Here is a 12,293-nt window from a genome sequence, read left to right as displayed (position 1 = left end):
GAGGGCCGTAACTTATTCTCAGAGGATATTTACCAAGCAATTGTCAAGTATTTCCTGTACGATGCCTGGCCAAGTTAATTTTCTACAGGTTAGTGGCCGCCATGCGCGTAAAAGCATCCAACAGCAAAGCAAAGCCAGCTCCCGCCGTTGAAACCAGCGAATCGATCAACAGCCAGATTGCGGCTTTCCTCAAGTCCGGCGGCGAAATCCAGCAGATTGCCAAGGGCGTGAGCGGCCAGACTTTCGGCCCGTCCAAGCAGATCAGCCTGGGCAAAAAGTAATACCCGCGCAATACACCTGGTCCCTAAGCGTCTTGCCTTCAAGGCGCTAGGACTAGAGCCCGAAACACCCTCTTGCTACATCCCCTGCGACGTGAATCGACGAACGGGCCTCACCGCCTGGTATTCGCCGGTATGCTTGCACACGTCTAGCACGGGCATCTGCCCGAACTCATCGGTTACTGCTCCTCGCTTTTCATGGAGTGAAGCATGCTCAAGCACTGCATTTTCCTGATCGGCCTATTGATCGCCAGCCCACTGGCCGAAGCGCAAATTTTCCAGCGTGAATTGGGCGACTTCGACCTGAAGTTGGGTACCACCCCCAGCCGCAGCATGGCACAGGGCCTGGTCAAGCCCACCTCACCCGGCAGCGACTCGTTTCACGGTGGCTTGGACCTGAGCCATGACAGTGGCCTGTACGTCGGCCAGTTCTCACCGAACATGGGGCTCTCATCAGCCAACAACCTCGAAGTCGACTCCTACATGGGCTTCAAACACCCTTTCGACCAAACCCTGGGTTATGAAGTGGGCTTGATCCACTACAGCTATCCCAAGCTCAGCCCGCTCGACAGCCAGGAGTTCTACGGCGGCCTGAACCTGCTGGGCAATCGCTTCGGTGCCTCCTTCAGCAACGACCCCGACCGCCAGGACAGCACCCTGTTTGCCGACCTTGGCGGCACCCAGCCCTTCGGCATCGGCGTCAGCATGAAGTACACCACGCATCAGTTGCAGGCCCCAGTCTCGGTGGCGGGAGGCTCCATCCGCAGCTTCAACGACTGGTCGGTGCAGTTCTCGCGGGAATGGATGGGCGTTGACCTGAACCTGATCTACAGCGACTCCAGCCTCAGCGGCGGCGACTGCTCGGCCTACTCCGGACACAATTCGCAATGCGACGGCCTGTTGACCTTGAAGGCCGCACGGTCGTTCTATTGATGGGCTGAACTGTCGCCTACGCCGCAGGTTCACATGCATTAACCCCATCCGCGCAAGGATTCGCCCATGCTGCGTCGGCTTAAACTGTTGGTCGTACTGCTGAGCCTGAGCCTGGTGCTCACCGCCTGCAATCGCGTGGGCCTGGCCTACCGCAATCTCGATGTGATCATCCCTTGGACACTCAACGACTACCTGGACATGCACGCCGGGCAGAAGAGCTGGTTCAACGACACACTCAAGGCACACCTCGCCTGGCATTGCACGACGCAGCTACCCGTCTACCTGGATTGGCTCGACCGCCTGCAACAGATGGTCGATACCCAGCAAGTCACCGATGCCGCCCTACAAAGCCGAACCCTTGAAGCCAAACAGGCCATTGCCGAGATCGCACAGGCCGTCACCCCGTCAGCGATCGAATTGCTGCAAGGCTTGGATGACCAGCAGGTCAAGGACATGAACGACGCCCTGGCCAAGGACCTGCGCAAGCGCCAGGACGAATACCTCAAGCCGCCCCTCGATCAGCAAATCAAGGAGCGCGCCCAGCGCATGAGCAAACGCCTGGATGCCTGGATCGGCCCACTGAGCAGTCGCCAACAAAACCGCGTGATGGCTTGGTCGATTGCCTTGGGAGAACAAAACGCGCACTGGATCGGTAACCGTGCCCATTGGCAGGCGCAGTTCATCGATGCCGTACAACAACGCCACAGTGCCGACTTCCCGCAGAGAATCCAGCGACTGCTGGTCGATCGCGAAAGCCTGTGGACCCCGGAATATCGGGCGGCCTACACCCAGACGGAAACGGAGGCGCGTAGCCTGATCGTTGACTTAATGGCTCAAAGCACTGCGCCGCAGCGGCTGAAACTGACACAGAAGATCGACAGCGTGCGCAGCGACTTCAAGGCCCTGAAATGCCTTAAGGCCGCTGCAATGTGACACGGTTGACTCAGGCAATCTGCGCCTTGGATGCCACGATGGCAAAAGTCGCCGGGTCCAATGCATCCGCCTGGTCGTCCAGCACCTGCCGCGGGTGATCATTGCCCGGAATCGAACTATCGATCAGCGCCAGTAGCTGTGCGCCGAGGGCGGTCAAGATGAAATTCTCACCATTGCCGCCCTCTTCCTCAGGGCGTGACTCAATAAACCCACGCTTGAACAGCAACGCCTCATAATCGGCAGCGGTCTTTTTCAGCGCATCCAGATTACCGGTGGATTCACCCGCCGTGGCCTTATCCGCCGCTTCCTGCTCGGCGTATTTGCGCGGAGCAAAGCTGCCCTCGCCGTTCTGCACCTCATGCAGCAGACGCTCGATCAAATCCCAGTTGTACGTCGTCATCCTGATCCTCCTGCAGGCCGATGGAAAATTAGCCCGTCAAAGGTAGTGACACGTCTTGCCACTGGCCGTTCAGCCGAATGGACGGGCGTCATTGCTCTGAACTTTCCAGACGTTCGCCTCCTCAACTGAACACCACTGCCAAGGAGGTCCCCCCATGAGAACCCTGATGAACCTGACCGTCGCCGCCGCCCTGCTGACTGCCCTGCCCGCTTGGGCGTGCACACCCGAAGAAGCCACGGCAAAACGCGAGCAGTTGGCCAAGGAGGTGAGCAAGCTCACCCAGCAGAATCCGGCCAAAGCCAAGGAAATCAATGATGAGTTGCAACACATGAACCTGGATACCGCCAGCGCGGATCTCCCGGACAAGTGCCAATTGATCGACCAACGCCTGAAGGAGCTGGATGAAGCCGCCGCCAAGGCGAAAAATTGAAGCCATAAAAAAACCGGACAACGTCCGGTTTTTTCATAACAGCCCAGCCTTACTCGGCAGCGGGTGCTTCTGGCTTGCGGCGCTTGAGCGGCGCCATGCCATCCTTGCTGACGAGCGACAGGTTGTCGGTCTTCGGCCGGTTGGCGATCTTGCGCTTGGTCGGTGACTTGGCGCCGGCTTTTTTCTTGTCACCCTTGGCGTCGGTCTTTTTCTTCTTCACGCCAACGGCCTTGCCCGACGCCTTGACCTTCTTCGGCCCGGTGTAGGTACCTTTGACTTCCTTGATGGTACGGCGCTCGAACGACTGCTTGAGGTAGCGCTCGATGCTCGACATCAGGTTCCAGTCGCCGTGGCAGATCAGCGAGATGGCCAGGCCATCGTTGCCGGCACGCCCGGTACGGCCAATACGGTGTACGTATTCGTCGCCGCTGCGGGGCATGTCGAAGTTGATCACCAGGTCCAGGCCTTCCACGTCCAGGCCACGGGCCGCAACGTCGGTGGCGACCAGGATTTTCACGCCGCCGGCCTTGAGGCGGTCGATGGCCAGCTTGCGGTCCTTCTGGTCTTTCTCGCCGTGCAGCACAAACGCCTTGTATTCCTGCGCCACCAGGCGACCGTAGATGCGGTCGGCCGCGGCGCGGGTATTGGTGAACACGATGGCCTTCTGATAGGTCTCGTTAGCCAACAACCAGTTGAGGATCTGTTCTTTGTGCACATTGTGGTCAGCGGTAACGATCTGCTGACGCGTGGTCGCGTTCAGGTCGCTGACGTTGTTGACCTGCAAGTGCTCAGGGTTGTTCAGGATCTTGGCGACCATATCGCGCAGGGTCGAACCGCCGGTGGTGGCGGAGAACAGCATGGTCTGCTGGCGATTCACGCATTCGGCCACCAGGCGCTGCACGTCGTCGGCAAACCCCATGTCGAGCATGCGGTCGGCTTCGTCGAGCACCAGCACTTCGACTTCCTTGAGGTCGAGGTTACCGGCGTTGAGTTGCTCGATCATGCGGCCAGGGGTGCCGATCAGAATATCCGGCACCTTGCGCAGCATGGCGGCCTGGACCTTGAAGTCTTCGCCACCGGTGATCAGGCCGGACTTGATGAAGGTGAACTGCGAGAAGCGTTCCACCTCCTTCAAGGTCTGCTGGGCCAGCTCACGGGTGGGCAGCAGGATCAGGGTCTTGATGCTGACGCGGACTTTGGCCGGGCCAATCAGGCGGTGCAGAATCGGCAGGACGAAAGCGGCGGTCTTGCCGCTACCGGTTTGAGCCGTCACCCGCAGGTCACGCCCTTGGAGCGCGAGCGGGATGGCCGCTGCTTGCACAGGCGTAGGCTCGACAAATTTAAGCTCGGCCACGGCTTTGAGCAGGCGTTCGTGCAGGGCGAATTGGGAAAACACGGGTGCTACCTCGAAGAAATACAAAATATCAGCTGCATAGGGTAACGGTTTCGGGCGTCCAAACCGAGTTTCTTTACGCGAACAGCGCTAATCAGCTGCTTTTTTGTTAAGGCATTTGTCCGTAAAGCCAACTTTGTTGCGCTTAAATGCTCTAATCGCCTCATCTTGTCTTACAGAAGAATCGGTTTCACCCATGGATATCAAACAGCTTTGGCTCAACGTCCAAGACCTCTGGGGCGCACTCGATGAACACCCGTTGCTGCATTCCAGCCTCGGCCTGCTGGTATTGCTGGCGGTGGCCCTGCTACTCGGGCGGGCAGCACGTTATCTCATTCTGCATGCCATCAAATTGCTCGGCCGGCAACCCGCCCTGCACTGGCTCAACGACCTGCGACACAACAAGGTGTTCCATCGCCTGGCGCAGATGACGCCATCCCTGGTGATCCAGTTCGGCCTGTATCTCGTGCCGAACCTGAGCAAGACCGCGATCCTGTTTATCGGCAATGTGGCCCTGTCGATCACCATTCTGTTCCAGGTCCTGGCCATGAGCGCCCTGCTCAACGCCCTGCTGGATATCTACGCCCGCACCGAACACGCACGCACCCGCTCGATCAAGGGCTATGTGCAGTTGGCGAAGATGGTGTTGTTCGTGTTTGGCGCGATCATCATCGTCGCCACCCTGATCGACCGTTCGCCGCTGTTGCTGTTGTCGGGCTTGGGTGCGATGTCGGCGGTGATTCTGTTGGTGTACAAAGACACCCTGCTGTCGTTCGTCGCCAGTGTGCAATTGACCAGCAACGACATGTTGCGGGTCGGTGACTGGATCGAAATGCCCCAGGTCGGCGCCGACGGAGATGTGGTGGACATCACCCTGCACACCGTCAAGGTGCAGAATCACCCGTGAGTTTTCATCGATTGACTAATCCCTGTGAATTCTTCAAAAAAATGGACTACCTGGTCTCCACGATGCTCACTAGCAAGGCCGCAAGTGCCCACCTCCTTCGTGTCATCAGCAGGCAGTGCTGATAGTCCAAAATCACGGCTATAGACCATCGATCTCCCTCCTCTATAAGTCACCAGAAATGCAATTAGGCTGGTGCGTGCTCCGAGGCTTTCCAGTTCACATCCTCGAATGTCAGTCCGTATGTGGTTCCAGTCCTTCGGCTATAGAACCCTGGCCCAGTGTCCATTTTCCCAGCGGGTATGAGAGATTTGCTGTGTGAGTCAGATTTCAACCTGAGCTGTGCGAGACCTCGGAATACCCATCACTGGCCTCATTCAAAAGCGGATACGATCAGTTCGCTCTGCTTAGCGAATGATTAAGTACACGCTTAGGAGCTGTTGCTTGAACATCGAAGCTTCCTGGCAGCGTGAGCGTGGGCCTAGATCGCCAGTGTGCGATGCCGCTCCACTGGTAGGTCGGAGTCGTCTTGAGGCAGTCCCCACAGCGCCACGCCATTCTCATGATGGCTACGTTTCAAAGCCCTCCTCTCCAGCTGCCGGTTAGGCAACCACTGCTCATAAAGCAAGGTACTCATCTTAGATAACGTCACACTCAGTTAATTCTCTTTATATTTGATATCTACCAGCTACATATACATTTACCACCCTTTCTCACCTATAAGTCATCTGTCAAAAGACCTCAACCCCCAGAGACATCAGGGCTGGAAGACAAGCGATCAAAAAAAAATAAAACAGGCAAACACAAAATTGGATTGTCAATTAATCAAATATTAATTAAAGGAGCTCAGAAAACTAACTTAGAGGATGCTTTTAGCATACTTTGAATAATGCTTGACAGTGGCCGCTCTAAAACTTTCAATCCTCTACCCGAACCCACTCTGACAGTCTAAACATGCCTGCAGCAGTCAACCGAAAACAGCGCCAGACTTCATTCAGGAAGTTCCGATTTGTAGTTCTTCCTCTCATCTCCGTATTCAAAGCAGAAGAAGCCTCCAATGATGAATTGCCTGAGGCGGCTGTCATCCAAGGCAAATACGTTATCCGACCTTTCAAGAGTGATTCGGGAAAGTACGAACTGAGGAACGTCCCGGTCATTCTGAAGTCAGACGGCACAATATGGCACCACGGGTCTCTCTACATTCTTTCAAGGGCGTCGGAGTACAACCCTCCCTCTGACCAGACGCTGAGATCGTATGCAAAGGGCTTAGTCGATTACATCAATACCTTGTCCGTTGACCAAGTAGACTATCTATCAACCCCACTTAGAAAAAGCCTTCGGCCTACTTATCACTACAGAGCCGAACTCGAAGAACGGATAAACGGTAACCTACTTGCAATTTCCACGGCAAATTCGCGCATTAGTATCGTAGTAAATTTTTATCGATGGATGAAAAGGCGTTTCGATTACCATCCAACTCAAGATCTTTGGATTGAGATAAAAAAATACGTTCGCTACAACAATCGACAAGGCTTTAGCAGTGGTAGAGAGGTAATCACCACAAACCTCAATATAATGCAGCCAAAAGAGGTCAATACAGGTGAATACATTGTAGATGGTGGCAAACTATACCCATATTGTGAAGAGCAACAGCGCACACTAATTAATGTTCTTTTTGAAACACAAAACACAGAGATGGTACTTAGCTTCCTCTTTGCGCTAACTAGCGGAGCACGCTCGCTGGCAACTTACACCCTGCGGACAACTGACATAGTAGATCCGGAAGCAGTAAAAGGGACAGAAGTAGCCATCAGAATAGGACAGCGCACAGCCGTTGATAACAAAAACAACAAGGCAATGAACATCTATATTCCATCATGGCTAAACCGGCTCATTTACACATATGTAAATTCTGAACGCTATAAGAAAAGAGCTGCTAAGGCGGGGCAGCCAACAGATGGCGCACAATATGTTTTTCTCACATCTCGTGGCAATCCGTTTCACATTGCGAAAAGCGACATGAGGAGAGGACAAGATAACCCGATCCAAGATGGAAATTCTGTTCGAAAATTTATTTCCGAGACGCTTCAGCCTGCCTTAAACAAACTTGAATCATCATTCAAGTTTCGCTTTCACAACCTGAGGGCGTGTTTCGGCATGAACCTTCTCGAGGAAAAACTTAAAGGTTTACCGGTAAATTCTGTTGCTTACACACGAGCACTCGGGAAAGTCCAGCAGCGCATGGGGCATGCGGAGAGAAGCACTACTGAAAGATATCTAAACTATCTCGAAGATAAAGACCTGAAATTCCAAGCTCAAAGCATGTTCGAGCAACACTTACAGACGATATCTGAGAACCATGTATATAGTTAAGGTTAAGTCTTACCTACGTCAGGTCTCCGGCATCACTGTCGTGGACATTGATAAGCTCTCATTGCCGGAAATCGATGCAAAGATTGATGAGCTAGGAATACATAAAGTAGCTTTGGCGACTAAAGATGAAGCTGTGTTCCATGTAGGGTCACATTGCTTTCGTGACCGCTATCGTATAGCAAACACGGCATTCTATCAGTGCCAGAAATTCGACCTAGATGCTAACAAATGTAAAGCGCTTGATGGCTGGGCCAGAAACGCCGTTACGGCGGTCAAAACCGGTGCTATCAGCCAGTCTACATTCCTCTCAAATTCACGAGAACTCAATCAGTTTCTCTGCTGGAGTTACAACAATGGATACCCAGACTTATTTGACAACGTTGAGATTTATTACGAAGCCTACTCAAAATATTCAAATCACATCTACGAAACACACATGGGCGGAAAATACACCTACCATACCGCTACACTAAAACAAAGCGCTCCCTTCACCGTACTTTATTGGTTCTTTCCAGAAACAACCATTAACTTCAAGCAAGCCCTCCCAAAGGTTCCTGTTAATCGAAACTACAACCCAACACCTATTCCGCCCGAGGACGAAGTCGCTCATGGGCTAGGCCTATGCACTGAAATGTTCAAGGAATTTACGGACGCTCTGCTGAATGGATGGAAATACCCATTTAAAGTAAATTTAATGGACGATAATCTTTGGGTATTCCCTATCCAATGGTTATGCCATACGAAGCGAGCACGGCCACCTGGGTTCATCACAGAGCTTTGGCATTACAAGACAGGCACTTTAATACCGCAGACCAATGAATTTCGTATTAAGCGGTACTACCGAGCCTTGGAAACTATCGAGCATGAGAATAAAGAACCGCACGTGCTCACTGCTCACAGGCAGCGCCTCGGAAAGTGGGCGCATGATAGTTTTTTACTGATGTTCGCAGCAAACACCGGCATGAATGAACAACAGATCAGAGACCTGGAATGGCTAACAGGAGAATACGAAGTCGCCCCGAGCGTACAAGGATTCAGGACAGTGAAATGGCGAGCGGGTAGGAAGGTGCAAAGCTTCACTATCACGACCCGATTTGTGAGAGAGTTTGAGATTTTCTTAAAACTAAGAGCTTTCCTTACAAGCAGTAGACCAAGCAAATCTCTATTCCTTCAAATTCCGTTTTCATCAAAAAAACAGTGGAGGCCGCTGCAGCCTGGCGCCCTAAGAAAACTGGGAGATTCCATCCGTCAAACTTTTGATGAAAATTTTCCTTATTTAAGCTACCGACAACTGCGGCTGTATAAATACAACTACCTACTAAAAGAATTTGGAGTTGCGGCCGCCAGCCAAATCATGCAGAGCAGTTTTGGCACAATCGCAAAAGCGTATTCAACTGCTGCTGATGATGTGGCCTTGAAAGAAATTAGTGCTTTTTATAATCTTCTTTCGGATGCGCACAAGAAAAATTGGCAAAGAAGAAAACAAAACAGCATTCCTTCTGGGCATTGCATTGAACCTGGAAACGCAATTCCGTTGGTTGAAATCGACCACCCCGTGGCCGAACCATCGTGCGACAACTTTATCACCTGCCTGTTTTGCGAGCACTTTGTTGCCCACGCCACGAATAATGACATCCGAAAACTGCTCAGCCTCCAATATTTTCTTAAGCAAATAAGATGTCAGTCCATTTCAGCCGAAGAATTTGAAAAACTGAACGGAGCGACCGCGCAGAAAATCAACTACATAATTGGAAAGCTGAGAGACACCTCTAAAGAGATAAGCGACTCCATAGACAAGATTGAACAAGAGGTATTTAGCAACGAAATTCTGACCGACTACTGGGCAGCACTTCTTGATAACTTAGTACGCATTGGAGCGGTTGAATGAAATGGACTAACGCGCGTAAACACGCCAACAGTGGTGACGATGCTTATTTAAATATGGATGCATCCGAGGTCAATGACAATACGGTCATAAGTCGCGACATGGATGGACACATCATTTCTATCGTTGCCCACAACAAATGGATTACACCTCAGCTAAGCAATCACCATCTCAAGACCTCTTCGATATGCTTCTCCAAATTCAGCACAAAAAAACACACAGAACTTACAAGCTTAGCTCAAGCAAAGAAGATCATCTGTATACAGATCCATCGTCCTTCCAAGAGAACAGGCTCCTACCCTAGCCACGACGGGGTAATGTCAAACCTTGGAGCTCTCCGCAAAGTTCATGCCTTCGCCTCTGAGAAAGGATTAACTATCGCAGAGATCTTTGAGAAGCCAATTGAGTTCGGTGAACATATCCGAGAAGTAAAATCGCTAATTGGCCTTAGAATTCTCCAAACCATGCTCAATAAAGTTGTTGAGGATTCAATATACCCGGTCTCCCCACTTGCCCTAAAACTGATAGACCAGCTCATTCGCGAGTCCAATGACGAGTCAGAGCAGCATCCAGTTATTCCAGGCCGTATTCTTTTTGAGAAAATCTCGAACTACAAGGAGCTCCTAGCAGAATACAACTTAATTGCTGACAACATTGAAGAGCTTAACCATCGGGTCGCAGCCAACCCCTACTACGGCAGGATGAAGCAGATATCAAAAAATCCTGCGCTGCCTAACGTCCCTTTTAACCAAGCTATAGATGATTGCGGCCTTAGTAAAATCAGCGATAAATACAATTTTAATCAACTAGCAAACATCGGAAACTACCTCAACCGTTGCTATTATGCGGCCAAGATGCTTATACACACATTCACAGCAATGCGTGAACGAGAAGCGTACCTGTTGAAAGAGAACTGCATCGAAAAAATCTCAAATGATACTTACATAGTACATGGACTGACAATCAAACTTACGAAAGAACCTCGACCAGCGAAATGGGTAACCTCTGCGGACATTCTCTACCCTTACGAAACAGCCATGAGAATCACGCAACTAATCAAGCAATACCTACCTACGCATATCAATACCCAAGATTTACTTTTCCTGTCAGTTTCCTACTTGCCAACAGCTAACTATTACAAAAACAAGTCGAAATCAAAAAAGCTAACCCAAGCAAATCTTCCTCCTTCAAAGTGGGAAGAAACCTTCCCGGCCACTTTTATTAACAATGAAGATTTCAATGAACTGGTGATGCTGGATCCACTCAGGGACTGGCAGTCCCAACCCGAATTTCAGCCGGGTGAAAATTGGCGATTAACCACTCACCAATTCAGACGCTCAATGGCCGTTTATGCCGCACAGAGTGGATTAGTATCACTCCCTTCATTGAAGAGGATGCTGCAACACACCTTAATCCAAATGGCACTTTATTACACCAAAGGGTTTGCGACAGCCAAATATCTTTTCGAAGACGTCAATCCAGAAATTGCCAAATACTTTAAAGAACAAGCGACCCCTGCGGAGGCTAGCCTTTTTTTGAAAGATGTAATTATCGAAGAAGCAACGCTTCATGGCGCAGCGGGGACTTTTTATGAGCGCAACATTAAAGCGTCATTCTTGGGCAACATTGCTACTAATTTTGCTGAAACTCTAAAAAAGGTAAAGCAAGGATTACTTTCTTACAAAGAAACCATGCTGGGAGGCTGTTTAAAGGTTGGAGAGTGTCATGAGCGGGCTCATCATAACTATGTCGCCTGCCTAAATTGCAGCAATGCATGCATCAAAGAGGAGAAACTCGATCAATCCATCCTTATTCAAGTCAAAGTTATTGAAAGTATTCCGAGAGGAACTTTTGCCTACAACACCGAGCAGACCAAGCTCAGCATACTGCAATTCTTTAAAGACAAAATTTCACAGGTGATTGCATGACCTTAGATGTTATCCAACAACAATACCAAGCTGCTTTTCAACTACTAATTAACAACCAACTTGCTTCGTCAGGTGCGAAAATCTGCTGCAATGGTGTGGCTAAATCAGGATTACAACGGAGCTCACCTAGCAGTAAACCTTCCCGCCCGAAAGTACGCGCTTCAGAAAATAAAGCGCAGCATGTCCAGGTTGTTAAGGATGACGTGAACTCATGACTTCCGATGTGATTCTTCAATATGAAACAGCACTTCAACGACTGGTTGAAAACAAGCCAAACATCCTGCCGCTGGGCAGCAAGATCACCATCAACAACGTGGCCTTGGAAGCTGGGCGCGGTAAAGGCTCCATCAGAAAAGATCGCGAGTGCTTTGATGAGCTTCGCGAAAAGACCAAGACAGCCGCAGCCAAACAAAAAAAAGAAAATAGTGCGAAACCCAGCAAGGGGGCTGAAAAGCTTTTCAAAGACCTCTATCACGAGAGCTTGGCCAGAGAGCTGATGCTTATCTCGCAGATCGATGAGTTGAATAAAGACCTCTCGGCATTGAGTAACGTTACCAACATCGCCACTCATAAGGAAAAAAACAGCAAGGCTGCTGAGAAATGAACACTATGGACGAGATCCTAATGTTCTTGTGGCTAGATGAGCAGAGTGACTGGGAGAAGAAGCAAGGGCGCTTGTTTATGGACGCCGTCAACAAATTGGAAAACCACTATGTGACTGACCGAGGTAGGCTTTCGATAGATCCTGAAGAAGCCAGGAAGCCCCTGCTCCGCTTCGCTCAGCAATATAAAAAGCCCCCACAGATAGGTCATCGCTTGGGGGTCGTACAGGCTGG

At 50.8% G+C, this 12,293-nt stretch carries 11 protein-coding genes and 1 pseudogene; 10 read left to right on the top strand and 2 right to left on the bottom strand.

Annotation, left to right across the window (positions count from 1 at the left end; translation table 11 throughout):
* The first annotated feature begins 101 nt into the window (after positions 1-101).
* The 3 genes from M5B43_RS13985 (at position 102) to M5B43_RS13975 (ending at position 2,144) form a co-directional block, all read left to right on the top strand.
* Positions 102-281, top strand: coding sequence for a hypothetical protein (locus M5B43_RS13985; RefSeq protein ID WP_003193095.1), 180 nt, complete (start codon positions 102-104; stop codon positions 279-281).
* 207 nt (positions 282-488) lie between these two features.
* Positions 489-1,211: a TorF family putative porin gene (locus M5B43_RS13980; RefSeq protein WP_248750661.1), complete on the top strand. Its 723-nt coding sequence runs from the start codon at positions 489-491 to the stop codon at positions 1,209-1,211.
* 66 nt (positions 1,212-1,277) lie between these two features.
* Positions 1,278-2,144: a DUF6279 family lipoprotein gene (locus M5B43_RS13975; protein WP_248750660.1), complete on the top strand. Its 867-nt coding sequence runs from the start codon at positions 1,278-1,280 to the stop codon at positions 2,142-2,144.
* A 10-nt stretch (positions 2,145-2,154) separates the two neighbouring features.
* On the opposite strand, the gene M5B43_RS13970 is transcribed toward M5B43_RS13975, so the two are convergent.
* Positions 2,155-2,544 (bottom strand): transcriptional regulator, encoded by a 390-nt coding sequence (locus M5B43_RS13970; RefSeq protein ID WP_248750659.1) that lies wholly within the window; start codon positions 2,542-2,544, stop codon positions 2,155-2,157.
* A 154-nt stretch (positions 2,545-2,698) separates the two neighbouring features.
* Here M5B43_RS13970 and M5B43_RS13965 point away from each other — a divergent pair, with 154 nt between their 5' ends.
* Positions 2,699-2,974 (top strand): hypothetical protein, encoded by a 276-nt coding sequence (locus tag M5B43_RS13965; protein WP_248750658.1) that lies wholly within the window; start codon positions 2,699-2,701, stop codon positions 2,972-2,974.
* Positions 2,975-3,023: 49 nt separating this feature from the next.
* Here M5B43_RS13965 and M5B43_RS13960 read toward each other — a convergent pair whose 3' ends face one another.
* A complete protein-coding gene (locus tag M5B43_RS13960) occupies positions 3,024-4,370 on the bottom strand; it encodes a DEAD/DEAH box helicase (protein WP_248750657.1) in 1,347 nt (448 codons plus the stop codon).
* Between the two features lie 193 nt (positions 4,371-4,563).
* Between M5B43_RS13960 and M5B43_RS13955 the strand changes: the two are divergent.
* The 6 genes and pseudogenes from M5B43_RS13955 to M5B43_RS13930 all read left to right on the top strand — a co-directional run.
* Positions 4,564-5,265: pseudogene (locus tag M5B43_RS13955) on the top strand (mechanosensitive ion channel family protein); the annotation flags it as partial.
* 960 nt (positions 5,266-6,225) lie between these two features.
* Positions 6,226-7,644 carry a site-specific integrase gene (locus M5B43_RS13950; protein ID WP_248750656.1) on the top strand — a complete coding sequence of 473 codons (1,419 nt, stop codon included), beginning with the start codon at positions 6,226-6,228 and terminating at the stop codon, positions 7,642-7,644.
* A gap of 40 nt (positions 7,645-7,684) precedes the next feature.
* A complete protein-coding gene (locus tag M5B43_RS13945) occupies positions 7,685-9,532 on the top strand; it encodes an integrase (protein WP_248750655.1) in 1,848 nt (615 codons plus the stop codon).
* Positions 9,529-11,457, top strand: a complete 1,929-nt coding sequence (locus M5B43_RS13940; RefSeq protein ID WP_248750654.1) for an integrase — start codon at positions 9,529-9,531, stop codon at positions 11,455-11,457. The genes M5B43_RS13945 and M5B43_RS13940 overlap by 4 nt, the downstream gene beginning before the upstream one ends.
* Positions 11,454-11,672, top strand: coding sequence for a hypothetical protein (locus M5B43_RS13935; RefSeq protein ID WP_248750653.1), 219 nt, complete (start codon positions 11,454-11,456; stop codon positions 11,670-11,672). Before M5B43_RS13940 ends, M5B43_RS13935 begins: the two co-directional genes overlap by 4 nt.
* Positions 11,669-12,061, top strand: a complete 393-nt coding sequence (locus tag M5B43_RS13930; protein ID WP_248750652.1) for a hypothetical protein — start codon at positions 11,669-11,671, stop codon at positions 12,059-12,061. Before M5B43_RS13935 ends, M5B43_RS13930 begins: the two co-directional genes overlap by 4 nt.
* Positions 12,062-12,293: the final 232 nt, after the last annotated feature.

The sequence above is a fragment of the Pseudomonas sp. MWU15-20650 genome, from assembly GCF_023242475.1.
Classification (GTDB): Bacteria; Pseudomonadota; Gammaproteobacteria; order Pseudomonadales; family Pseudomonadaceae; genus Aquipseudomonas.
The sequence above is the reverse complement of the archived record's forward strand: the minus strand, read 5'-3'. Positions and strand labels throughout refer to the sequence as shown.